We start from the raw sequence: 22,970 nt of genomic DNA, 5'->3' as shown, positions 1-22,970 counted from the left end.
CCGCCCCTCTAGAATGCGCGCATGCAGCCCACCACGCGGACCGCCTACGAGCGCTATCTTCCCTGGCGACCGTGGGTGGAGGCCGGCATCTTCGCCGCGATCCTGGCCTCCAACGCTGTCGGCAACACCGTCACCACCTGGATCGATCTCAACCGCTCGCAGCCGGGCAGGGTGCCGCTGTGGGAGCCGGCCGTCTGGGAGGGCAGCAGCGCGATCCTGTGGGCCGTGCTGATCCCGCTGATCGCAGGGTTCACCCGGCGCTGGCCGACCCATTGGGACAACTGGCGGCAGCGGCTGCCGCTGCACGTGGCCGCCAGCGTGGCGGTATCGCTGGCGCACGTGCTCGGCATGGTCGGGCTGCGCGTCCTGGCCTACCGCTCCCAGGGCGTGGACTACGATTTCGGCCCCTGGCCGCGCGAACTGTTCTACGAGTACCTCAAGGACGTGCGTTCCTACGCGGGCATCGTGCTGATCATCGAGCTCTATCGCCTGTTGCTGCGCCGGCTGCAGGGCGAGGCCAGCTTCCTCGCCGCGCCCGACGACGCGCCCGCGGTGGAATCGGTGGAGCGGCCGGACCGCTTCCTGGTGCGCAAGCTCGGGCGCGAGTTCCTGGTCGCGGCCGGCGACATCGAGTGGCTGCAGGCCTCGGGCAACTACGTGAACCTGCGCGTGCGCGGCCACGACTACCCACTGCGCAGCACCATCGCGGGGATCGAGGCCCGGCTCGATCCGGCGCGGTTCCTGCGCATCCACCGCAGCTACATGGTCAATCTCGATCGCCTGGCCTCGATCGAGCCGCTCGACACGGGCGACGCGCGCGTGCATCTCGACGACGGCACCGTGCTTCCGGCCAGCCGTCGCTACCGTGCCGGGCTTCGCGAGCGCCTGGGCGAGGCCTGAGGGCGCCACTAGGCGGGCGTGCGAGGCTCCGGGCCGCGCCGCTCCCGGGTCCGCCGGCGCCAGGTGCCAAGCTGCGTCACCACGGTTCCCCGGCGCGCTGGGACGGGCCCGACCGGTACGGGCGACAGCCGCTTACCCCGCGTCCGCCCGCGGCCATGCGAAGCCGGGGCGTCCGGCGGAGAGCAGCACGTCGCCATCGGCGATCGCCGCGCCGGGCTCCTCGAGGACGTCGTCGATGGCGGCCGGCGCGCCGGCGCGACCCCACAGCCCGACCCACGTGTCGCGACCGCCGCGCTTGGCGGCGTAGAGCGCGCGGTCGGCAAGGATGACGGCGTCCGGCCAGTGCCCCGCAGCCGCTCCCGACGCGGCGCTGCCCGGCGCCGGAAACACGGGCGCGGCCGCGAAGCCGATCGACACCGTCACCGTGCCCACGCCGCCACCGACCGTGGCGCCGGAAATCGCGCGGCGGAGGCGGTCGGCGGTCTGTCCGGCCCCGGCGCGATCCAGCCCGCGCTCGCCGACCAGGAATTCCTCGCCACCCCAGCGTGCCACCACCGCGTCGGGACCGCAGGCCGCGACCAGGGTCCTGGCGACGGTGATCAGTGCGGCGTCGCCGGCGTCGTGGCCATGGCGGTCGTTGATCGCCTTGAAGCCGTCGATGTCGATCAGGAAGATCACCGCCCGCGCGTCGCCGGCATCGACCCGCACGGGCACCATGGCATTGAGCCGCTTGCCCGCGGCGTGGCGGTTGAGCAGCTTGGTCAGGCTGTCGCGGGTACTCAACCTGCGCAGCCGTCGCGTCACCCGGCGCTGGTATGCGAAGAAACCGATGGCCAGCAGGACCAGCACGGCCAGCGCTCCGAACGCCAGGTTGCGCTGTCGCCGCTCGTGCGTGGCCTGCAGCGCGCTGACCTCGCGCTGCTGCCTTGCGAGCGCGAGCTCGTCGCGGTTGTGCTCGTCCACCAGCGTCGCCTGGATCCTGGCCATGCTCGCGAGCTGGTTGGTGCGCAGGCGATCGAGTTGCTCGTCGTGCATCCGGGCGTTCGCCTGGTATGCCTCGCGCCAACGGCCCTGGGCCGCCAGGGCCGCGGTCCGCAGCGCGTGGGCGTCGCGACGCTCGGTCTGGAACGTGCTGTCCGGCAGCAGCGACAACGCCCTGTCCACGTCCTCGATCGCGAGCCCGGCGTCGCCCGCATCGAGCGCGAGTTGCGCCTGCAGCAGCGCGCTGCGCGCCGCTCCGGACACGTCGCCTGCCTTGCGCTGTTGCCCGATCAGGCGTCTGAGGCCGGCGCGCGCGCCGGGCCCGGCGTCCAGCGCCAGCAGTTCGGCCTGGGCGCGGTCGAGCAGCATCCTTTCGTTGGCCGAGCGCGCGGCCGCGAGCGCCAGCGCGAACTGCGCGTGCGCGTCGTCGCGGCGATCCATCCGCAGGTAGTTCAGGCCGCGGTTGTAGGACACGATCGCCTTGCCGCTGCCATGGGCGTCATCGATCTCCGCTGCCTGTGCGAACAGGTTTTCGGCCTGCTGGTAGGCGGCCAGCTCCTCGCCATGCAGCAGCGCGATGTTGACCAGGGAAACGACCTGCGCCTCCCAGGCGTCCTCGCGCGCGGCAGCGCGAAGAGCGCGTTCGTGCATGTTCAGCGCGCCGGTGATGTCACCCGCCAGCTGCAGCGTCGCGCCCGCATTGGACAGTGCGCGCAGTTCGAAACCGGTCGGCATCGGATGCGATGCCAACAGCGCCTCGACCGCCTCGACACCGGCCAGGGCGGCGTCGCGATCGCCCATCAACGCTCGCGAGACGGCGCGGCACGCCTCGAACACGAGCTCGTCCGGAGGGGCCAGCCCACCGCCGGCGAGTCGTTCCGCCGCGAGTTGCGCCGCCGCCTCCGGATCGCTTTGGCGCAACTGGTAGCAGCGTCGGGCGTCCGGGTGCAACTCGTAAGGCGCCTGTGCGGCCACCTGCGGCACGTACGCCAGGGAAAGCGCCAGCGCAAGCAGGCTCGTGGCAAGGCGGCTGAGGTTCGGTTGCGTTCGCATGCCCATCGGGTGTCCCGGCTCCGCGTATCGCGAAGGAAGATTGCTAGAATCCCATTTTTTGGCAATGCAGGCTCGACGGATATGATCGAACTCAATCCCGTGCGCCAGCGCATCGCCGACCTGACCGGTCGGCTGGATGCGCTCAGGGGGTTTCTTTGACTACGACGTCAAGCGCGAACGCCTGGAGGAAGTCGAGCGCGAGCTCGAGAACCCCGACATCTGGAACGATCCCGCGCGGGCGCAGGCGCTGGGCCGCGAGCGTTCGCTCCTCGACAAGACCGTCAACGGCATCCGCAGCCTGACCGAGGGCCTGGCCGGCGCCGGCGAATTGCTGGACCTGGCCGAGGCCGAGGACGACGAGGACACCGCGCAGGCAGTGGTCGACGACGTCGAGCGCCATGCCGGCGAGGTCGACAAGCTGGAATTCCAGCGCATGTTCTCCGGCGAGATGGACGCGACCAACGCCTTCGTCGACATCCAGGCCGGTGCCGGCGGCACCGAGGCGCAGGACTGGGCCGAGATGCTGCTGCGCATGTACCTGCGCTGGGCCGAGTCGCGCGGCTGGAAGACCGAGCTGATGGAGGTCAGCGGCGGCGAGGTGGCGGGCATCAAGTCGGCCACCGTGCGGGTGGAGGGCGACTACGCCTACGGCTGGCTGAAGACCGAGACCGGGGTGCACCGGCTGGTGCGCAAGTCGCCGTTCGATTCCGACAACCGCCGCCACACCAGCTTCACCTCGGTGTTCGTCTCGCCCGAGGTGGACGACAACATCGACATCGAGATCAATCCGGCGGACCTGAAGACCGACGTCTACCGCTCCTCGGGGGCCGGCGGCCAGCACGTCAACAAGACCGAATCGGCGGTGCGCATCACCCACGTGCCGACCGGCATCGTGGTCGCCTGCCAGACCGGGCGCAGCCAGCATTCCAACCGCGACACGGCGATGAAGATGCTGGCGGCGAAGCTGTACGAGCTGGAGATCCAGAAGCGCAACGCCGAGCGCGACGCGGTGGAGGCCACCAAGTCCGACATCGGCTGGGGCAGCCAGATCCGCAACTACGTGCTCGACCAGAGCCGGATCAAGGACCTGCGCACCGGCATCGAGCGCAGCGATACGCAGAAGGTGCTCGACGGCGACCTCGACGAGTTCGTGGAAGCCAGCCTCAAATCCGGGCTCGAGGCCGGTTCCAAACGCATCGACGCCGTCTGATCCGTGGCGGCGGGCGATGGGGCGTGTCGCAAGCGCTGAAGCTGGCAGGGACCGGGCCACTGGCAGGGGCCGACCGAATCTGTCGTCCCGACCGCAGGGAGGGATCCCGCCCGGACCGGCTCGACGCGGCTGAAACCGGATCCCTCGCTCCGCTCGGGATGACAAACCCTTTAGGCTGTCCCGATTCCCGATTCCCGAAGACTCCAGACTCCCCACATGACCGAGCCAGCCCAGTCCCCGCACCCGCACGCCGACGAGAACGCCCTGATCGCGGAGCGTCGCGCGAAGCTCGGGGCGATGCGCGGGCAGGGCGTCGCGTTCCCGAACGATTTCCGGCGCAACGACTATGCTGGCGACCTGCAGGCCGAGTACGCCGATGCCGGGCGCTGGAGCGGCGATGCGCTGGAGGCGACGGGTCGGCGCGTGGCGCTGGCCGGGCGCATGCTCGCCAAGCGGGTGATGGGCAAGGCCGCCTTCGCGCAGATCCAGGACGTCAGCGGGCGGATCCAGCTGTTCCTGCAGTCGGCGACGCTGGGCACCGCCTACGACGCGTTCAAGTCCTGGGACGTGGGCGACATCGTCGCGGTCGAGGGCACGCTGATGCGGACCCGGACCGGCGAGTTGTCGGTCAAGGCGGAAACCCTGCGCATGTTGACCAAGTCGCTGCGTCCGCTGCCGGACAAATGGCATGGCCTGGCGGACGTGGAGCAGCGCTACCGGCAGCGCTACGTCGACCTGATCGTTTCGCCGGAAGCGCGCGAAGTGTTCGTCAAGCGCTCGCGGATCGTCGCCGCGATACGCCGCTGGCTCGACGCGCGCCGCTTCCTCGAGGTGGAGACGCCGATGATGCATTACATCGCCGGCGGCGCGACCGCGCGCCCGTTCGTCACCCACCACAACGCGCTCGACCTGGAGCTGTACCTGCGCGTGGCGCCGGAGCTGTACCTCAAGCGCTTGGTCGTCGGCGGGTTCGAGCGGGTCTACGAGATCAACCGCAACTTCCGCAACGAGGGGGTCAGCACCCGCCACAACCCCGAGTTCACGATGCTGGAACTGTACGAGGCCTACGTGGCCTACGAGGAGGTCATGGACCTGACCGAAGGCCTGGTGCGCGACGTCGCGGCGGACACGCTGGGCACCACGGCGCTGCGCTGGGACGGCAACGACATCGACCTCGGCCCCGCGTTCCGGCGCTGGAAGCTCGAGGATGCCGTGCGCGAGCTCAACCCCTCGATCGACCCGGCCGACTGTCGCGACCGCGAGGCGCTGGCGCGCCACTGCGCCGGGTTGCGGATCCCGGTCAAGCCGTCGTACGGCTGGGGCAAGCTGCTGCTGGAGATCTTCGAGAGGACGGTGGAGCCGGGCCTGGTGCAACCCACCTTCATCACCCATTACCCGGTCGAGGTCTCGCCCCTGGCGCGCGAGTCCGATACCGAGCCGGGCATCACCGACCGCTTCGAGCTGTTCATCGGCGGCAAGGAGATCGCCAATGGCTTCTCCGAGCTGAACGATTCCGAGGACCAGGCCGCGCGCTTCCGTGCCCAGGTCGAGGCCAAGGCGGGCGGCGACGACGAGGCGATGCACTACGACGCCGACTACATCCGTGCGCTCGAGGTCGGCCTGCCGCCCACCGGTGGTCTGGGGGTGGGCATCGACCGCCTTGTGATGCTGTTCACGGATTCGTCGTCGATCCGCGATGTGCTGCTGTTCCCCTACATGCGACCCGAAGCCGGCGGCTGACGTCGGTGCGCGGGCAGGCTCGGCCGCGGATCGCGCCCGACTTGGTATTCCCGGACGCGGGACGGCGGGCGCAAAACCTGCGCATTTAGGGCATGATTCGGTCAGCTTGTGACCTGCGGACGGGCGGATTCCCGTTCATTTCGTGTACCAGGTCGCACAACAGGAGGGAGCCGACTTGGGCACAGGACTTGCTTACGATTATTCCATCAGGCGGCGGTCCCACAGCGGACGACCCGACCCGTCGCCCCCGGGACCCGCCGAGCACATGAACATCGTCATCGTCGACGACCAGACATCCGCCCGCACCATGTTGCGGCACATCCTCGAGGACATCAGTCCCGAGCTGGAAGTGCTCGACTTCGGCGATCCCCAGGCGGCGTTGCGCTGGTGCGAGGAGAACCGCCCGGACCTGCTGCTGCTCGACTACCGCATGCCGGTGATCGACGGGCTGGAGTTCGCGCGCCGCTTCCGCAAGCCGCTGCTCCACCGCGACGTGCCGATCGTGCTGGTCACCGTGGTCGGCGACGAGCCGATCCGGCAGGCCGCGCTCGACGCCGGGGTCATCGATTTCCTGGTCAAGCCCGTGCGCCCACGCGAGCTGAGGGCGCGCTGCCGCAACCTGCTGCAGCTGCGCCAGCAGTCCGAGTCGATCAAGCAACGCGCGCTCTCGCTGGAGCAGCGCCTGCTTTCGAGCATGCACGAGGTGGAGGAGCGCGAGCGCGAGACCCTGCACCGGCTGGCGCGCGCGATCGAGTACCGCGATTCCGGCACCAGCGCCAACCTCGCGCGGCTGGCCGCGATCGCCGGCCTGATCGCCGAGCAGCTGGGGATGTTCGAGGACGAAGTGCGGATGATCGAACTGGCCGCGCCCCTGCACGACATCGGCAAGATCGCGATCCCGGACTCGGTGCTGCTCAAGCCCGGCCCGCTCGACGAGGCCGAGACCGCCTTGATGCGCGAGCATCCCCGGATCGGCTACGACCTGCTCACCGGCAGCCAGAACCGTTTCATCCAGATGGGCGCGACCATCGCGTTGCACCACCAGGAGCGTTTCGACGGCAGCGGTTACCCAGACGGGCTGGCAGGCGACCAGATCCCGATCGAGGCACGTATCGTCGCCGTCGCCGACGTGTTCGATGCGCTGGTGTCCAAGCGTCCCTACAAGCGGGCCTGGAGCATCGACGAGGCGCTGGCCTACATCGAAGAGCAGTCGGGCAAGCTGTTCGATCCCGCATGCGCGGCGGCGCTGCTGCAGAGCCGTGGGCGGATCGATGAGATCTGCCAGCGCTATCCGACCGCGGCGAGGGTACCGGGCATTGAATAGCCGCACGGCCCCGCTGTACGACCTGGTCCGGGGTCGCCTGTCCGGGCGCCCGGACAGCGAGCACGGGCAGGCCAGCGTGCGCGTGGTGATGCTCGCGGTCGTCTACCTGTACCTGCATTTCGCGTTCGGGGCGGATCCCGCGCTGGCGCGGCCGCTGGCCGCCTCGCGCACAATCCTGGCGGTCGATTTCGTCATCGCCTTCGGCATCCTCGCCTGGATCGTCGCCAGTCCCGGCATATCGCACCCGCGCCGCGTGCTGGGCATGGTGATCGACAACGCGCTGATGGGTACCGGCATGTACCTGCTCGGCGAGAAGCTTGCGCCGATGTACGTCATCCTGCTGTGGGTCACGATCGGCAACGGCCTGCGCTACGGGCCGCGCTACCTGTACACCGCGATCGGCTTCGCCGTGTTCACCTTCTCGACCGTTGTGCTGTCCACCCCGTACTGGCAGGCCAACGCGTGGCTGGGCTGGGGTCTGGTGATCGGCCTGATCGCGATCCCGCTGTACCTGATCTCGTTGTTGCGCGCGCTGATCGCCGCAACCGAGGCCGCCAAGGCGGCGAGCGAGGCCAAGAGCCGCTTCCTGGCCAACATGAGCCATGAATTCCGGACGCCGTTGAACGGCATCGTCGGCATGTCCGAGCTGCTGATGTCCTCGAAACTCGACGTCGACCAGCGCGACAGCGCCCAGGTCATCCAGACCTCCGCGCGCTCGCTGCAACTGCTGGTCGACGACGTGCTCAACCTGTCCGCGATCGAGGCGGGCCGTTTCAACCGCATCGACACCGATTTCTCGTTGCGCGAGCAGCTCAAGGGCATCCACGTGATGCTGCTGCCCGGTGCCCAGTCCAAGGGGCTGGCGCTGGAGCTGAACATCGGCAAGGACGTGCCGGACCTGCTGCACAGCGACGCCAACCACCTGCGTCAGATCCTGCTCAACCTGCTCTCGAACGCCATCAAGTTCACCGAGGAGGGGCAGGTCTCGCTGGATGTGTCCCTGCTGCAGGAGACGGCGGGGGAGCATGCGACGTTGCGCTTCTCGGTGCGCGACACCGGCATCGGCATCCCGGCGCCGGCGCTCGAGCGCATCTTCGACGCCTTCGAGCAGGTGGAGTCCGGCCGCGGTCGTCGCTTCGGCGGCACCGGCCTGGGCACCACCATCGCCAAGGCGTTGACCGAACTGCTGGACGGTACGATCGCCGCGGAAAGCGAAGTCGGCGTGGGTTCGCATTTCCGCGTCGACCTGCCGCTGCGTCTGGCCGAGGTGCAGGCCGAGCCGGAAGGCCGCGGGCAGGACAACGTCATCGCCTTCGCCGATCCGTTCGTGCGCCACCGCGCTCGCGTGCGTTCGCTGCGGATCCTGGTCGGCGACGACCAGCCGGCCAACCTGATGGTGATGCGCAAGCTGCTGGAGAAGGCCGGGCACCGGGCCTTCATCGTCAACGCAGGCGAGGACATCCTCGACGCGATCGAGAACCAGCAGTTCGATGCGGTCGTCACCGACCTGCACATGCCCGGCATCAGCGGCCTGGAAGTGATCAAGCAGGCCCGATTCATGGAGGCCGGGCGCAGGCGCACGCCGTTCATCGTGCTCAGCGCCGACGCGACGAGCGAGGCGCAGGCCGAGTGCGAGCGTGCCGGCGCCTTCGCCTACCTCACCAAGCCGATCGCGGTCGACCGCCTGCTGCAGAAGCTGGCCGAGATCGCCGAGGGCAACGCGGACATCGCGTTCCCGGCCGAGCAGGCGCCGCCCGCGGGCGAGGTGCCGCAGACGGTGGTGTCCAAGCACATCCTCGACGAGCTGCGGGAGATGGGCCTGGGCGAGGAGTTCGTGCAGCGCTTCCTCGCCGAGTGCGCGCGCGACGCACGCAAGTGCATCGCCGACATCGAATCGACGGGCGGCGAGGGCCGCTGGGACGAGTTCCGCGACGTCTGCCATGCGCTCAAGGGAACCGCCGCGAACATGGGCGCGATGCGGCTGAGCGAGACGGCCTCGGCCGGCATGCGCATGCCGGTCGAGCAACTGGTCCGCGAATGGCAGGGCATGAGCAACCGGATGCGCCAGCAACTGGAACACGCGCTGGCCGCCCTGCGCGAACAGGGCGATCTGGTTCCGCTCAAGGCCGACGCCGACGCCTGAAACGGCGCGGCGCCCACGACCGATCCGGTCGAAACGCGGGTCAGCGCATCCGGTGGCCGCCGACGCCCTCGTTGCCGATCGTGGCGTCGTCCTGGTCGGTCGGCCGCTTGAGCTGCGCACGCACCAGCCGTTCCATGGTCCGCAACTGCCGGTCGCCGAGCTGCAGGGCGGTGTCGACCCAGATCCGGGTGATCCGCATCAGTTCCTCGTGGGTGACCGGATTCGCGCCCTCGCGGACACGATGCAGCGCCAGCCTCGCGCCGGCCGACCGCCGGTTCTGGCGGACGATCTCGTGCACCGCGCGAACGCCTTCGCCCTTGGGCACGAGCACGTCGACCAGGCCCATCCGGTGCAATTCGTCGCTGCTGTACATCACCCCGGACAGCATCATGTCCTCGGCGACCTTCGGGCTGACGCGCTGGGTCAGCAGCGAGTACGCGCCCATGCCCGGGAACAGGCCGAACATCACTTCCGGGAAGCCCATCTGCACGCCCTTTTCGGCGACGACGGTCTGGCAGGCGAGGGCGAGCTCGAAGCCGCCGCCCAGCGCATCGCCCTCGACCAGGCCGATGGTGTGCGCGTTGGGGTGGATGCGGCTGTGCAGCAGGTGGATGCTGTCGACGCACTCGCTGGCATAGCGCAGCAGGCCGTCGCCGTCGCGCGCCTGGATCAGCTTCAGGAACAGCGCCAGGTCGCCGCCGAGGTTGAAGACGTGGGTGTCGGAGCCCAGGACGACGTGGGCGAGATGCGTGGGCGATTCCTTCGCGGCCTGGTCGATGGTGTCGATCGCGTGTCGGGCGAACAGCCGAAGCTCGCGCAGCATCTTCGGCGAGAAGCAGGCCCGGTAGGACGCGTCGGCGAACGCCTGCTGGGCATGCATGTAGCACCAGTGGGTGTCGTTGGACGCATCGTGTTCGACGCGGATGGTGTTGAAGGAATGGTCGCGGTGCAGCAGCTCGACGTTGGTCATGAGGGTCCCCTGGGGGGGCCGCCAGGGTCACGTCGGACCAAGGGTGTTGGCGGCCGGAAATGTGAAGTACGTCCGACCGCCTGATTCTATGCACCCATGTCGCAGGGTATGCAAGCTATTTCTGCCCTACAGGGGCAGTTTATGCCGGGGTCGGAGCCCCGGTGGCATTACCCGGCCTTCACGCCGCCTCGTCCCGGAGCGCCCGCCGGAGGATCTTGCCGACGTTCGTTTTGGGAAGTTCGTCACGAAATTCGACGAACTTGGGCTGCTTGTAGCCGGTCAGGTTCTCCCGGGCGTGGGCCTTGACCTGCTCGACGGTCAGCGCCGGGTCCTTGCGCACGATCACCAGCTTGACCGCCTCGCCGGACTTGTCGTCCGGCACCCCGACCGCGGCGACCTCCAGCACCCCGGGCATCATCGCCACGACGTCCTCGATCTCGTTGGGATAGACGTTGAAGCCGGACACCAGGATCATGTCCTTCTTGCGGTCGACGATGTAGAAGAAGCCCTGCTCGTCCATCTTCGCCATGTCGCCGGTGTGCAGCCAGCCGTCGGCATCGATCGCGGCGGCGGTCTCCTCCGGGCGGTTCCAGTAGCCCTTCATCACCTGCGGACCGTTCACGCAGAGCTCGCCGACCTCGCCGACGGGCAGTTGGCGGCCTTCCTCGTCCTTGACGCAGACGTCGGTGGAGGGCACCGGCAGCCCGATCGCCCCGTTGTAGTCGGCCAGGTCCATCGGGTTGATGCAGGCGGCGGGCGAGGTCTCGGTCAGGCCGTAGGCCTCGACCAGGGTGACGCCGGTGGCCTTCTTCCATCGCTCCGCCACCGCGCGCTGCACCGCCATGCCGCCGCCGAGGGTGAGGTGCAGCTTCGAGAAATCGATCTCGTCGAAGCCGGGGGTGTTCAGCAGCCCGTTGAACAGGGTGTTGACGCCGGTGATCGCGGTGAACGGCTCGCGCTTGAGCTCCTTGACGAAGCCCGGCATGTCGCGCGGATTGGTGATCAGGATGTTCTTCGCGCCGTACTTCATGAAGACCAGGCCGTTCGCGGTCAGGGCGAAGATGTGGTACAGCGGCAGCGCGGTGACGATGACTTCCTGGCCGAGCTTGACGTTCGTTCCGATCCACGCCGAGGCCTGCTGCATGTTGGCCACCAGGTTGCGGTGGGTGAGCATCGCGCCCTTGGCCACGCCGGTGGTGCCGCCGGTGTACTGCAGGAACGCGATGTCCTCGTGGGTGATCGAGATATCCGGCAACTCGTGCTTGCTGCCGAGCGAGAGCGCGTCGCGGAAGCGCACCGCCGACGGGATGTCGTAGTCGGGCACCATCTTCTTGACGTTGCGCAGTACGAAATTGACGATGGCGCCCTTGGGAAAGCCGAGCATGTCGCCGAGCCCGGTGGTGAGGACCTGGCGCACCGTCGTGTCGGCGAGTACGTCCTGTACGGTCCTGGCGAAGTTGTCGAGCACCAGGATCACGCTCGTGCCCGAGTCCACCAGTTGGTGGCGCAGTTCGCGTGCGGTGTACATCGGATTGACGTTCACCACCGTGAGACCGGCGCGCAGCACGCCGAAAGTGGCGATCGGGTACTGCAGGCAGTTGGGCATCATGATCGCGACGCGATCGCCCTTCTTGAGTTTCAGTTCGCCGAGCAGGTAGGCGGCGAACTGGCGGCTGAGCCGATCGATCTCCGCGTAGGTCAGCGCCTTGCCCATGTTGGTGAACGCCGGTCGATCGCCGAACTGGCGGATCGACTGCTCGAGCACGGCCGGGATCGATGCGAATTCGTCGACGTCGATCTGATGCGGAACTCCGGCTGGATACTGCGCGAGCCACGGGCGTTGCGTCGTCATTCCATCCCCTCCACGGAATTGTGAGGCCGGCATTCTGGGCGATACCGTTCGGTATGGATTGGAGCATAGGCTCCAGGGACTGGCAAGGCGCGCACGGCGGCCTTCCCGGCGCGCGGCGCGCGCATGGTTGCCGTAGAGTAAGGGCCATGGAAACGCGGATCGTAGAGGCCGCAGCGGGTCGCGGCGCAGGGGCGGCGGCGAAGGTGCAGGCATGCTTCCGCGCGACTGTCGCGGGTGTGTTCGCAGCATCGCTGCTGCTGTCTGCTGCGTGCTCCCGGGGCGATCCGGAGGCCGCGCTGCGGCAGACCGTCGAGGACATGCAGGCCGCGCTCGAGAAGCGCGACGCTGCTGCGATGCAGCAACACCTCGCCGAAGACTTCATCGGCAATGGCGGGCTCGATCGCGACGGCGCACGCCGACTGGCGGCCGCCTACCTGCTGCGGCATCGCGACATCGGCATCAGCGCGGGTCCCCTGCGGATGGAGATGGCCGACACCCATGCCGTCGTGCGCTTCACCGCGATGTTGCGCGGGGGTTCCGGTCGCCTGCTGCCCGACACCGCGCGAGTCTACGACGTGGAAACGGGCTGGCGACTCGTCGACGGGGACTGGAAGCTGGCCAGCGCGCGCTGGACGCCCGCACTGTAGGGCGCTTCCGCAGACGCGGTCCGCGCGCCGGAAGCCTCGCGACCTTGCGTGCCGCGAGTCGATGCAGCACGGTGATGGAGCAGCCTGCCGTAGCGACCCGGGGTCGATCGCCGGCGCGATGCCGCGCGATCGCTGCGAACGCCCGTCGCGCTGCGGTGGGCGGTGCTTCCTGTGTGCGGGCGGCTACGTGGCCTTGCGTGCGGCGAGCTGGCGCAGCACGTAGTGGAGCAGCCCGCCGTGGCGAAAGTACTCCACTTCCTTCGGCGTCAGCAGCAGCACGTCGACCTCGAAGCTCTTCTTCGTCCCGTCGGCCCGGGTGGCGACCAACGTGGCCGACTTCGACCTGCCGTCGTCGAGACCGGTGACGTCGATCACCTCGGTGCCGTCCAGCCCCTGCGTCTGCGCGTTGTCGCCCTCGCGGAACTGCAGCGGAAGCACGCCCATGCCGACCAGGTTGGCGCGATGGATGCGCTCGAAGCTCTGCGCGACCACGGCCCGGATGCCGAGCAGGTTGGTGCCCTTCGCCGCCCAGTCGCGCGAGGAACCGGTGCCGTACTCCCTGCCGGCGAAGACCACGGTCGGTACGCCTTCGGCGATGTACTTCATCGCCGCATCGTAGATCGGCATCTTCTCCGGCGCCACGGCGGCGCCGGGACCGCCGAAGTACAGCGTGTTGCCGCCTTCCTCGCCGCCGAAGAACAGGTTCTTGATGCGGATGTTGGCGAAAGTGCCGCGCACCATGACGTCGTCGTTGCCGCGGCGCGAGCCGTAGCTGTTGAAGTCCGCCGGCTGCACGCCGCGAGACTGCAGGAAACGGCCGGCCGGCGAATCCTTCTTGATGTTGCCGGCGGGCGAGATGTGGTCGGTGGTGATCGAATCGCCGAAGATTCCCATCACGCGCGCGCCGTGGATGTCGGCGATGCCGCCGACGTCCATCGTCATGCCCTCGAAGTAGGGCGGATTCTTGATGTAGGTCGAGTCGTCGTCCCAGGCGTAGAGTTCGCCGTCGGGCGAGGCGATGGTGTTCCAGCGGGTGTCGCCCTTGAACACGTCGGCGTAGTTCTGCTTGAACATCTCGGGGCCGATGGTCCTGGCGATGAAGTCGCCGATCTCCCGGTTGCTCGGCCAGATGTCGCGCAGGTACACCGGCTTGCCGTCGCTGCCAGTGCCGAGCGGTTCGGCGGTGAGGTCGATGTCGACCGTGCCGGCGATGGCGTAGGCCACCACCAGCGGCGGCGAGGCGAGGTAGTTCATCTTCACCTCGGCGTGAATGCGGCCCTCGAAGTTGCGGTTTCCAGAAAGCACCGATGCCACGGCGAGGTCGTTCTCGGCGATGCCCTTCGACACCGCATCCGGCAGCGGTCCGGAGTTGCCGATACAGGTGGTGCAGCCGTAGCCGACCACGAAGAATCCGAGCTTCTCGAGATCGTCGAGCACGCCGGCCTTCTTCAGGTAGTCGGTGACCACCAGCGAACCCGGGCCCAGCGAGGTCTTCACCCAGGGCGCGGCCTTGAGCCCCTTGGCCACGGCATTACGCGCCAGCAGACCTGCGCCGAGCATCACCGCCGGATTCGAGGTGTTGGTGCAGGACGTGATGGCCGCGATCACCACCGAGCCGTCGGTGAGTTCGTGCTCCGCATCGGCGAGGCTGATCGTCGAGACCGGCTTGGCGGCCAGGCGCTGGGCTTGCGGCTGGTCGCCCCCTTCGCGCTCGAAGCGGTCGATCTGGGGATCGCCGGTGCCGTCGCGGTCGGCGACCAGGGCGCCCACGTTCTCGTGGAAATTCCGCTTGACGTCCTCCAGCAGCACGCGGTCCTGCGGGCGACGCGGTCCGGCCAGCGACGGGCGCACGTCGCCCATGTCCAGATGCAGCACGCTGCTGTAGCGCGCCTGCGCGGCGCCGGGCTCGTGCCACAGCCCCTGCGCCCTGGCGTAGGCCTCGACCAGCGCGATCTGGTCTTCGCCGCGGCCGGACAGGCGCAGGTAGCGCAGGGCCTCGGCATCGATCGGGAAGATGCCGCAGGTCGCGCCGTACTCGGGCGCCATGTTGCCGATGGTGGCGCGGTCGGCGAGCGGCAGGTGCTGCAGGCCGTCGCCGAAGAATTCCACGAACTTGCCGACCACGCCGTGCCTGCGCAGCATCTGGGTCACGGTGAGCACCAGGTCGGTGGCGGTCGCGCCCTCCGGCAGGCGACCGCCCAGTTCGAAGCCGATCACCTGCGGGATCAGCATCGACGAGGGCTGCCCCAGCATCGCGGCCTCGGCTTCGATGCCGCCCACGCCCCAGCCGAGCACGCCGATGCCGTTGATCATCGTGGTGTGCGAGTCGGTGCCGAACACGGTGTCGGGATAGGCCCAGATCTGCCCGTCGTGGCCGCCGGTCATCACCACGCGCGCCAGATGCTCCAGGTTCACCTGATGGACGATGCCGGTGTTGGGCGGCACCACCTTGAAGTTCTGGAACGCCTTCTGGCCCCAGCGCAGGAAGCCGTAGCGCTCCTTGTTGCGCTCGAACTCGATCTTGCCGTTGAGGTCGAGCGCGTCGGCGCGTCCGAACACGTCCACCTGCACCGAGTGGTCGATCACCAGTTCCGAGGGAATCAGCGGGTTGATCTGCTCGGGGTTGCCGCCGAGCTTGACCACGGCATCGCGCATCGCCGCCAGGTCGACCACGCAGGGCACGCCGGTGAAGTCCTGCAGCACCACCCGCGCCGGCATGAAGGCGATCTCGGTATCCGGCTCGGCCTCGGGGGACCACTTCGCGATCGCCTCGATGTGGTGAGGCAGCACCGACACCCCGTCCTCGTGCCGCAGCAGGTTCTCCAACAGAATCTTCAGAGAATACGGCAAGTGGTTGATTTCGAATCGCTCGCCCAGTTTAGGCAAGCTGGCATAGGCATAGGACTTGCCGGCGACTTCGAGCGTGGCGCGGGTGGAGAAGGAATCGGCCATGACCGGGGGGCTCCTGTGGCTGCGGGGCGGCAGGGTCTGCCATCGAGTCTACGCCGGTTCATGTCGCGAACCCGAGACGGGCGGGCACCGGCCCCCCGGGGTGCGGATGCGAGTATGCGTTCAAAAGTATGTATAATTCATCCATACCGTTTCGTTCATGGAGCCCGCTATGGAAGCCACCGTCGCCGAGCGAGGCCAGATCACCCTGCCCAAGGCGGTGCGCGACGCGCTCGGCCTGACCAAGGGCACCCTGCTCAAGGTCGAGCTGGAGGGCGGCCGCATCATCCTGCGCAAGAATGTGGACGACGCGATCTCGCGCGCCCGCGGCCGCTTCCGCCTGCCCGAGGGTGTGAGCACCGACGACGTCATGCGCGAACTGCGCGGACGCGCGCCGGGCGACCCGGTCGATCCCTGACCGCCGCCGATGATCGCGATCGACACCTCCATCCTGATCGACCTGCTCGGCGACGATGCGCGCATGGCCGATGCCGCCGAGCAGTGCGTGCGCGACGCGCTCGCCCAGGGGCCGGTGGTGCTGTGCGACGTGGTCGTGAGCGAGATCACCGCCGGCCTCGGCCACGGCACCGACATCATGGATGTGGTCGAGGAGATGGGCATGCGCTATCTCCCGGTCGAGCGCCGCGCCGCGATCCGCGCCGGCGAGATGCAGCGCCGTTTCAACCAGCGGCGACGCGCGGCCGGGCAGGGCGGACAGGTATCGCCGCGCACGGTGCCCGACTTCATCGTCGGCGCGCATGCGCTGCTGCAATGCGCTGGCCTGATCACCCGCGACGCCGGCTTCTTCCGCGACTACTTCAAGGGCCTGAAGGTGATCGCGCCCAAGCCCGCCGACTGATCGCCCGCCCGAATTTCCCGCCGCCATTCTCCGGAGAAACCCCGTCATGCTGGAAGCCTATCGCCACCACGCCGCCGAACGCGCCGTCCTCGGCATCCCGCCGTTGCCGCTCTCCGCGCAGCAGACCGCCGCGCTGATCGAACTGGTCAAGCAGCCGCCCGCGGGCGAGGCCGAGACCCTGGTCGAACTGCTCAGCCAGCGCGTGCCGGCCGGCGTGGACGACGCCGCGAAGGTCAAGGCCTCGTATCTGGCGGCGATCGCGTTCGGCACCGAGAAGACCCCGTTGATCACGCCTCGGCGCGCGACCGAACTGCTGGGCACGATGCTCGGCGGCTACAACATCCATCCGCTGGTCGAACTGCTCGACCATGCCGAGCTCGGGGCGGTGGCGGCCGAGGGCCTGAAGCACACCCTGCTGGTGTTCGACGCGTTCCACGACGTCGAGGAGAAGGCCAGGACCGGCAACGCCAACGCCCGTGCGGTGCTGGAGAGCTGGGCGGCGGCCGAATGGTTCACGAGCAAGCCGGAAGTGCCGGCGTCGCTCACCATCACCGTGTTCAAGGTGCCGGGCGAGACCAACACCGACGACCTGTCGCCCGCGCCGGACGCGACCACCCGCCCTGACATCCCGATGCACGCGCTGGCGATGCTCAAGAACCGGCGTCCCGACGCACCGTTCGTGCCGGAGGAGGACGGAAGGCGCGGTCCGATCGGCGAGATCCTGGCACTGAAGGAGAAAGGTCACCTGGTGGCCTACGTCGGCGACGTGGTCGGCACCGGTTCCAGCCGCAAGTCGGCGACCAACAGCGTGCTGTGGTGGACCGGGCAGGACATTCCGTACATCCCCAACAAGCGCTACGGCGGCGTGTGCCTGGGCAGCAAGATCGCGCCGATCTTCTACAACACCATGGAGGACGCCGGCGCGTTGCCGATCGAACTCGACGTGTCGAGGATGGAACACGGCGACGTCGTCGAGCTGCGCCCGTACGAGGGCAAGGCGCTGAAGGACGGCGTGGTCATCGCCGGGTTCCAGGTCAAGTCCGACGTGCTGTTCGACGAGGTCCGTGCCGGTGGCCGCATCCCGCTGATCATCGGCCGCGGCCTGACCGCCAGGGCGCGCGAATCGCTAGGCCTGCCCGCCACCGACCTGTTCCGCCAGCCGCAGCCGCCGGCCGACAGCGGCAGGGGTTACTCGCTGGCGCAGAAGATGGTCGGCCGCGCCTGCGGACTGCCGGAAGGGCAGGGCGTGCGCCCGGGCACCTACTGCGAGCCGCGGATGACTTCGGTGGGTTCGCAGGACACCACCGGCCCGATGACGCGCGACGAGCTCAAGGATCTCGCCTGCCTCGGATTCAGCGCGGACCTTGTGATGCAGTCGTTCTGCCACACCGCGGCCTATCCCAAGCCGGTGGACGTGAAGACCCACCACACGTTGCCGGAATTCATCTCCACCCGCGGCGGCATCTCGCTGCGTCCTGGCGACGGCGTGATCCACAGCTGGCTCAACCGCATGCTGCTGCCCGATACCGTCGGCACCGGCGGCGACTCGCATACGCGTTTCCCGGTCGGCATCTCGTTCCCCGCGGGCTCCGGCCTGGTCGCGTTCGCCGCCGCCACCGGGGTGATGCCGCTCGACATGCCAGAAAGCGTGCTGGTGCGCTTCAAGGGCGAACTGCAGCCGGGCGTGACTCTGCGCGACCTGGTCAACGCGATCCCGTACTACGCGATCAAGGCCGGCCTGCTGACGGTCGCCAAGCAGGGCAAGAAGAACATCTTCTCCGGCCGCATCCTCGAGATCGAGGGCCTGCCGCAGCTGAAGGTGGAGCAGGCGTTCGAGCTTTCCGACGCCTCGGCCGAGCGCTCCGCTGCCGGCTGCACCGTGCGGCTCGACAAGGCGCCGATCATCGAGTACCTCACCAGCAACATCACGCTGCTGAAGTGGATGATCGCCGAAGGGTATGCGGATGCGCGTTCACTGGTGCGCCGGATCGCGAAGATGGAGGAGTGGCTGGCCGATCCGCAACTGCTCGAACCCGATGCCGACGCCGAGTACGCGGCGGTGATCGAGATCGACCTGGCCGACGTGCACGAGCCGCTGCTGGCCTGTCCGAACGACCCCGACGACGTGAAGTCGCTGTCGGAGGTCGCCGGCACGAAGATCGACGAGGTCTTCATCGGCTCGTGCATGACCAACATCGGCCACTTCCGCGCCGCGGCGAAGCTGCTGGAGGGCAAGCGCGACATCCCCACGCGCCTGTGGGTCGCGCCGCCCACCCGGATGGACGCCAGCGAACTCACCAAGGAAGGCCACTACGGCACCTTCGGCACCGCCGGCGCGCGCATGGAGATGCCGGGCTGCTCGCTGTGCATGGGCAACCAGGCGCAGGTGCGCGAGGGCGCGACGGTGTTTTCCACGTCCACGCGCAACTTCCCGAACCGGCTGGGCCGCAATTCCAACGTGTTCCTCGGTTCGGCGGAACTCGCCGCCATCTGTTCGCGGCTGGGCCGCATCCCGACGAAGGCCGAGTACATGGCCGACATCGGCGTGATCAACGACCAGGGCGCGGAGATCTACCGCTACATGAACTTCGACCAGATCGAGGAGTATCGCGGCACCGCCGAACCGGTCGCCGCGTAGGCACCGGGCCGGGAAGCGTCGAAGGCGCTTTCCGGCCGGCCACCTCGCGCTCGTTCGCGAACGCACCTGTCTGCGCGTACCTGGCGTTGGGCGACGCGAGCATCGCAACGACATGCGTCGGCTGGGGCCATGCCCGCACTCGTCGCCGGACATCAGGGACTCGTGAAGCCATCCCATGCGTTGTCCCCGGCCGGAAAGGCGTTCACGGTCGTGGCGCTGATCGAAGCCGCGACGTGGGCGGACCTGCTGCTCGGCATGCTCCTCAAGTACGTCACCGCGACCACCGACCTCGGCGTCTGGCTCTTCGGCCGGTTGCACGGTGCCGCCTTCCTGCTCCATCTGGTGGTCGCGGTGGTCGCAGGCATGCGCCTGCGGTGGGCGCTGTGGGCGCTGCTGTGGGCGCTACTGGCGGCGGTGCCGCCGTTGGCGCCCTTGCCACTCGAGTCCTGGTTCCGTCGTCGCGGCCTGTTGTCCATGCGCTGAGCGGCCATCGCGTCGGGGTGGTCGCATGCGGCGGCCGGGCACGCTCAGTCCAGCCAGCCCTCGATCGACTGTTGCAGCGCGCGCTTGCGCAGGAACAGGTCCCAGACGCTGCCGCCGAGCTGGCGCCACAGCACCGCCGATCGCAGTGCGGCGAGCAGGACGGCGCGGATCTCGGCGACCACGCCGGCCTGGCCGAGGTAGTGCGGATTGCCCTGCACCATCACCTTCGGGCGCAGGTGGCTGACGGTTTCGGCGTAGAGGCTGCCCAGTTCCGACAGCACGTCGGGATGGCTGCTGCCCAACTGGTCGGCCCGGACCTTGATGGCGAGGATGCCCTCGTGGACGCGTTCGGCAACGGCGTCGTTGGCGACGAAGCGGCGCTCGAGCTGGGTCACCGACAGCGCCAGTTTCGGCAGTTGCGGGTCGTCGCCCTGGTTGCCGAGGTAGTCGCGCAGCAGCAGCAGGCCGGAGCGGACATTGGCTGCGCCGCCGTAAACCTCCTCCGGCGAGGCGGCGTCGATGCGGAACACGCTGTCGAGCGAGGTGGACAGCACGCCCGCGTCGGCCTGCCCGGTTTCGGCGATGCGCCGCACTTGCCTGAGCGCCTGCACCAGGCCGGCGAGGGCGAGGACGCGGTCGTCGTTCATGCCGCCGCTCCGTGCGCCTGCCGTTCGAGGGGAGCATCCGTGGCCGCGATGACCGCGCCGCCGAGGCAGGCCTCGCCGTCGTAGAGCACCACGGACTGGCCCGGCGTCACGGCGCGTTGCGGGTTGCGGAACACGATCGCGAGGCGTTGCGTGGATTCGTCGATGCTCACCTGGCAGGGTTCCTCCGGTTGCCGGTAACGGGTCTGTGCGGTGCACTCGAACCTGCGCGCCGGCGGCGCGCCGCCGATCCAGTGCGCCGGCTCGCTCCACAACCGCGTCGACTTGAGATAGGGGCTGTCGCTGCCCTGGTCAACCACCAGCACGTTGCGTTCGACGTCCTTGCCGACCACGTACCAGGGCGCGGCGTCGAAACCTTGCACGCCGCCCAGTTGCAGGCCTTCGCGCTGGCCGAGCGTGAAGTAGAACACGCCCGGGTGGCGCCCGACCACGCGGCCACCGGGCGTGCGCATCTCGCCCTCGCGCGCGGGCAGGTAGCGCGACAGGAATCCGCGGAAGTCGCGTTCGCCGATGAAGCAGATGCCGGTCGAATCCTTCTTGTCCGCGGTCGGCAGGCCGGCCTTGCGCGCGATCGCGCGTACATCGGTCTTGGGCAGGTTCCCGAGCGGGAACAGCGTCGCGGCCAGCTGGTCCTGGCCCAGTTGGTGCAGGAAATAGCTCTGGTCCTTGCCGCGGTCGGCCGCGCGCAGCAGTTGCCAGCGCCCGCCCGCGTGCGCGATGCGCGCGTAGTGGCCGGTGGCGATGCGCTCCGCGCCGAGGCCGCGCGCGGCGTCCAGGAAATGCTTGAACTTGATTTCGCGATTGCACAGCACGTCGGGGTTGGGCGTGCGCCCGGCGGCGTACTCGGCGATGAAGTGCTCGAACACGCCGCTCCAGTACTCGGAAGAGAAATCGCGGAAGTGGATCGGAATGCCGAGCCGGCCGCAGACCGCGACCGCGTCGCGGCGGTCGTCTTCGGCGCGGCACTCGCCGGTGCCGGCCACTTTAGGCGTCCTGCCCGAAGGGGCACTCGCGCCGTCCTGCGCATCGTCGTCGGCCCAGTTCTGCATGAACAGGCCGGCGATCGATTCGCCGGCCTCCCGCAGCACCAGCGCGGCAACCGAGGAATCGACCCCGCCCGACATGCCGACGATGATCTGCGGCGCGCTCATTCCAGTTGCGAGACCAGCGACAGCGGCTGGCGCCGCCCGGCCAGATGGTCGGCCACGACCCGCCATACCAGCGGGCTGCGGTGGCGATCCGCGGCGGCGCGCAGCTCCGAGGGCGTCATCCAGACCGCGCGCACGATGCCCTCGTCCAGTGTCCGCGCCGGATCGTGGGCGACCGGCTCGGCAGCGAACGCGAAGCGCAGGTAATGGCGCCCCTCGTCTTCTCCCGGGCGGGCGGGGGCCTTCCACTGGTAGGCGCCGATGAACGCGGTCAGGCGCACGTCCCAGCCGGTTTCCTCCCGGGTTTCGCGCAGCGCGGCATCCAGCAGGGTCTCGTCCGGCTCGAGGTGGCCGGCGGGCTGGTTGAGCACCAGGCTGCCCTGGACGCGTTCCTCCACGCACAGCAACCGGCCACCCTCGACCACCACCGTGGCCACGGTGACGTCGGGCTGCCAGAAGCGTCCTTCGCGATAGCTCATCCGGGGCGGTATCCGCTCACAGCTCGTCGCGCTCGCCGCTGAGCTCGATTTCCTTGTTGTCCGCGACCTCGGCCACGATGTCCAGCGCCGCCTCGAGCTGCGCCGCGTCGACGTTGTCGGGCAGTTTGATCACGAAATACAGCACGTCGCCGCCGATCTCCCAGCTGCCGAGCTTCTGCCGCCGGCTTTCCTCCAGCAGGGCCAGTGCGCGGGCGCCGTCGATCCCGTCCTTGCCCACCCAGGCGGCGGGCGCGAACACCTCGCGGATCCGGAAGCCGGCGATGCTTTCGGTCCGCCCGGCCACGAACGCGAGCTGGCTCCGGCCCTCGTCCGCATAGTTGTAGGTGACGCGGTAATCGCCGTCCTCGTCGACCGAGTACTGGATGCCGCGGGCATCCAGGCGCGTGGCCACCGCCGGATCCTCGGCCCAGGCCTGGAAAACGGGCAGGGCGGTCAGCAGCAGGCAGCAGGCGGTCAGTCGGGCGCGGCGATGCATCGGTGGGATCCCCCGGGTCGTGGAGCGTCGATTGTCTCGCGCCGGGCGCCGGATCGTCCATGCCGTGCCGCGTGGACCGGAGGATCCTCCGCCCTTCGTATAATGGAGCGATGACCCGCAAGCACGCCCCCGAGCACGAACACGGCACCGTCGTGGAGACCAGCAAGCCGGAGCTGGCGCGGCCGCCGCTGTACTCCGTCCTGCTGCTGAACGACGACTACACCCCGATGGACTTCGTGGTCGACGTCCTGGTCCGGTTCTTCGCCCTGGACCTGGAGAAGGCCACCCAGGTCATGCTTCACGTCCACACCCGCGGGCGCGGCGTGTGCGGGGTCTACAGCCGCGAGGTGGCGGAGTCCAAGGTCGCGCAGGTGAACGAATATTCCCGGCTCAACCAGCACCCCTTGCTCTGCACCATGGAAAAGGCCTAAAA

General features: G+C 68.7%; 19 protein-coding genes. 11 read left to right on the top strand and 8 right to left on the bottom strand.

Annotated elements, in window-relative coordinates:
* Positions 1-21: 21 nt before the first annotated feature.
* Complete coding sequence (locus tag JMO03_RS06980) at positions 22-900, top strand: LytTR family DNA-binding domain-containing protein (protein ID WP_202841900.1); 879 nt, start codon at positions 22-24, stop codon at positions 898-900.
* A 132-nt stretch (positions 901-1,032) separates the two neighbouring features.
* Here the strand turns inward: JMO03_RS06980 and JMO03_RS06975 are convergent, their stop codons facing one another.
* Positions 1,033-2,934 carry a GGDEF domain-containing protein gene (locus JMO03_RS06975; protein ID WP_202841898.1) on the bottom strand — a complete coding sequence of 634 codons (1,902 nt, stop codon included), beginning with the start codon at positions 2,932-2,934 and terminating at the stop codon, positions 1,033-1,035.
* 81 nt (positions 2,935-3,015) lie between these two features.
* Between JMO03_RS06975 and prfB the strand changes: the two genes are divergently transcribed.
* The 4 genes from prfB to JMO03_RS06955 all read left to right on the top strand — a co-directional run bounded on the left by prfB (position 3,016) and on the right by JMO03_RS06955 (position 9,351).
* A protein-coding gene (prfB, locus tag JMO03_RS06970; protein WP_202841897.1) for a peptide chain release factor 2 occupies positions 3,016-4,144 on the top strand; the annotation gives its coding sequence in 2 pieces (ribosomal slippage) (positions 3,016-3,090 and positions 3,092-4,144; 1,128 coding nt in all).
* A gap of 216 nt (positions 4,145-4,360) precedes the next feature.
* Positions 4,361-5,884, top strand: coding sequence for a lysine--tRNA ligase (lysS, locus tag JMO03_RS06965; RefSeq protein ID WP_202841896.1), 1,524 nt, complete (start codon positions 4,361-4,363; stop codon positions 5,882-5,884).
* Positions 5,885-6,149: 265 nt separating this feature from the next.
* Positions 6,150-7,208 (top strand): response regulator, encoded by a 1,059-nt coding sequence (locus JMO03_RS06960; protein ID WP_202841895.1) that lies wholly within the window; start codon positions 6,150-6,152, stop codon positions 7,206-7,208.
* Complete coding sequence (locus tag JMO03_RS06955; RefSeq protein ID WP_202841894.1) at positions 7,201-9,351, top strand: ATP-binding protein; 2,151 nt, start codon at positions 7,201-7,203, stop codon at positions 9,349-9,351. Before JMO03_RS06960 ends, JMO03_RS06955 begins: the two co-directional genes overlap by 8 nt.
* Positions 9,352-9,391: 40 nt before the next feature.
* On the opposite strand, the gene JMO03_RS06950 is transcribed toward JMO03_RS06955, so the two are convergent.
* The gene (locus JMO03_RS06950; protein WP_202841893.1) at positions 9,392-10,321 is read right to left on the bottom strand and encodes a crotonase/enoyl-CoA hydratase family protein; all 930 of its coding nucleotides are present in this window, start codon (positions 10,319-10,321) and stop codon (positions 9,392-9,394) included.
* 178 nt (positions 10,322-10,499) lie between these two features.
* Positions 10,500-12,173 carry a long-chain fatty acid--CoA ligase gene (locus JMO03_RS06945; RefSeq protein ID WP_202841891.1) on the bottom strand — a complete coding sequence of 558 codons (1,674 nt, stop codon included), beginning with the start codon at positions 12,171-12,173 and terminating at the stop codon, positions 10,500-10,502.
* Positions 12,174-12,319: 146 nt separating this feature from the next.
* Here JMO03_RS06945 and JMO03_RS06940 point away from each other — a divergent pair, with 146 nt between their 5' ends.
* Entirely contained in the window at positions 12,320-12,820 is a 501-nt protein-coding gene (locus JMO03_RS06940) for a Cif family virulence factor (RefSeq protein WP_238345975.1), read from the top strand.
* A gap of 183 nt (positions 12,821-13,003) precedes the next feature.
* Here JMO03_RS06940 and acnA read toward each other — a convergent pair whose 3' ends face one another.
* A complete protein-coding gene (gene acnA / locus JMO03_RS06935; protein WP_202841889.1) occupies positions 13,004-15,772 on the bottom strand; it encodes an aconitate hydratase AcnA in 2,769 nt (922 codons plus the stop codon).
* 169 nt (positions 15,773-15,941) lie between these two features.
* On the opposite strand from acnA, the gene JMO03_RS06930 reads away from it, so the two are divergent.
* From JMO03_RS06930 to JMO03_RS06915, 4 genes are all read left to right on the top strand, one after another.
* The gene (locus tag JMO03_RS06930) at positions 15,942-16,187 is read left to right on the top strand and encodes an AbrB/MazE/SpoVT family DNA-binding domain-containing protein (protein WP_149104483.1); all 246 of its coding nucleotides are present in this window, start codon (positions 15,942-15,944) and stop codon (positions 16,185-16,187) included.
* Between the two features lie 9 nt (positions 16,188-16,196).
* Positions 16,197-16,628: a type II toxin-antitoxin system VapC family toxin gene (locus JMO03_RS06925; protein WP_202841887.1), complete on the top strand. Its 432-nt coding sequence runs from the start codon at positions 16,197-16,199 to the stop codon at positions 16,626-16,628.
* 46 nt (positions 16,629-16,674) lie between these two features.
* The gene (gene acnB / locus JMO03_RS06920; RefSeq protein ID WP_202841885.1) at positions 16,675-19,266 is read left to right on the top strand and encodes a bifunctional aconitate hydratase 2/2-methylisocitrate dehydratase; all 2,592 of its coding nucleotides are present in this window, start codon (positions 16,675-16,677) and stop codon (positions 19,264-19,266) included.
* Positions 19,267-19,395: 129 nt separating this feature from the next.
* Entirely contained in the window at positions 19,396-19,749 is a 354-nt protein-coding gene (locus JMO03_RS06915; RefSeq protein WP_238345974.1) for a DUF3817 domain-containing protein, read from the top strand.
* Between the two features lie 44 nt (positions 19,750-19,793).
* On the opposite strand, the gene hflD is transcribed toward JMO03_RS06915, so the two are convergent.
* The 4 genes from hflD to JMO03_RS06895 are packed head-to-tail and all read right to left on the bottom strand — an operon-like array spanning position 19,794 to position 22,537.
* A complete protein-coding gene (hflD, locus tag JMO03_RS06910) occupies positions 19,794-20,396 on the bottom strand; it encodes a high frequency lysogenization protein HflD (RefSeq protein ID WP_202841883.1) in 603 nt (200 codons plus the stop codon).
* On the bottom strand, positions 20,393-21,565 hold the full coding sequence (gene mnmA, locus JMO03_RS06905; protein ID WP_202841881.1) for a tRNA 2-thiouridine(34) synthase MnmA: 1,173 nt from the start codon (positions 21,563-21,565) through the stop codon (positions 20,393-20,395). Before mnmA ends, hflD begins: the two co-directional genes overlap by 4 nt.
* Positions 21,562-22,041, bottom strand: a complete 480-nt coding sequence (locus tag JMO03_RS06900; RefSeq protein WP_202841880.1) for an NUDIX hydrolase — start codon at positions 22,039-22,041, stop codon at positions 21,562-21,564. The genes mnmA and JMO03_RS06900 overlap by 4 nt, the downstream gene beginning before the upstream one ends.
* Positions 22,042-22,057: 16 nt before the next feature.
* Positions 22,058-22,537 carry a hypothetical protein gene (locus tag JMO03_RS06895; RefSeq protein ID WP_202841878.1) on the bottom strand — a complete coding sequence of 160 codons (480 nt, stop codon included), beginning with the start codon at positions 22,535-22,537 and terminating at the stop codon, positions 22,058-22,060.
* A gap of 110 nt (positions 22,538-22,647) precedes the next feature.
* Here JMO03_RS06895 and clpS point away from each other — a divergent pair, with 110 nt between their 5' ends.
* The gene (gene clpS, locus JMO03_RS06890; RefSeq protein WP_202841876.1) at positions 22,648-22,968 is read left to right on the top strand and encodes an ATP-dependent Clp protease adapter ClpS; all 321 of its coding nucleotides are present in this window, start codon (positions 22,648-22,650) and stop codon (positions 22,966-22,968) included.
* Positions 22,969-22,970 lie beyond the last annotated feature (2 nt).

It is taken from the genome of Luteimonas saliphila (genome assembly GCF_016774335.1).
In the GTDB taxonomy this organism is placed as follows: domain Bacteria; phylum Pseudomonadota; class Gammaproteobacteria; order Xanthomonadales; family Xanthomonadaceae; genus Luteimonas; species Luteimonas saliphila.
Note: the sequence above shows the minus strand (reverse complement) of the source record. Positions and strands in the feature narration are given on the sequence as shown.

Coding starts and splice junctions, on each gene's coding strand:
- JMO03_RS06945 (WP_202841891.1), bottom strand. CDS start 12,173: ATGACGACGCAACGCCCGTGGCTCGCGCAGTATCCAGCCGGAGTTCCG.
- JMO03_RS06925 (WP_202841887.1), top strand. CDS start 16,197: ATGATCGCGATCGACACCTCCATCCTGATCGACCTGCTCGGCGACGAT.
- JMO03_RS06900 (WP_202841880.1), bottom strand. CDS start 22,041: ATGAGCTATCGCGAAGGACGCTTCTGGCAGCCCGACGTCACCGTGGCC.
- clpS (WP_202841876.1), top strand. CDS start 22,648: ATGACCCGCAAGCACGCCCCCGAGCACGAACACGGCACCGTCGTGGAG.
- hflD (WP_202841883.1), bottom strand. CDS start 20,396: ATGAACGACGACCGCGTCCTCGCCCTCGCCGGCCTGGTGCAGGCGCTC.
- lysS (WP_202841896.1), top strand. CDS start 4,361: ATGACCGAGCCAGCCCAGTCCCCGCACCCGCACGCCGACGAGAACGCC.
- acnA (WP_202841889.1), bottom strand. CDS start 15,772: ATGGCCGATTCCTTCTCCACCCGCGCCACGCTCGAAGTCGCCGGCAAG.
- JMO03_RS06915 (WP_238345974.1), top strand. CDS start 19,396: ATGCCCGCACTCGTCGCCGGACATCAGGGACTCGTGAAGCCATCCCAT.
- JMO03_RS06895 (WP_202841878.1), bottom strand. CDS start 22,537: ATGCATCGCCGCGCCCGACTGACCGCCTGCTGCCTGCTGCTGACCGCC.
- JMO03_RS06975 (WP_202841898.1), bottom strand. CDS start 2,934: ATGCGAACGCAACCGAACCTCAGCCGCCTTGCCACGAGCCTGCTTGCG.
- JMO03_RS06930 (WP_149104483.1), top strand. CDS start 15,942: ATGGAAGCCACCGTCGCCGAGCGAGGCCAGATCACCCTGCCCAAGGCG.
- JMO03_RS06960 (WP_202841895.1), top strand. CDS start 6,150: ATGAACATCGTCATCGTCGACGACCAGACATCCGCCCGCACCATGTTG.
- JMO03_RS06950 (WP_202841893.1), bottom strand. CDS start 10,321: ATGACCAACGTCGAGCTGCTGCACCGCGACCATTCCTTCAACACCATC.
- JMO03_RS06980 (WP_202841900.1), top strand. CDS start 22: ATGCAGCCCACCACGCGGACCGCCTACGAGCGCTATCTTCCCTGGCGA.
- JMO03_RS06940 (WP_238345975.1), top strand. CDS start 12,320: ATGGAAACGCGGATCGTAGAGGCCGCAGCGGGTCGCGGCGCAGGGGCG.
- acnB (WP_202841885.1), top strand. CDS start 16,675: ATGCTGGAAGCCTATCGCCACCACGCCGCCGAACGCGCCGTCCTCGGC.
- mnmA (WP_202841881.1), bottom strand. CDS start 21,565: ATGAGCGCGCCGCAGATCATCGTCGGCATGTCGGGCGGGGTCGATTCC.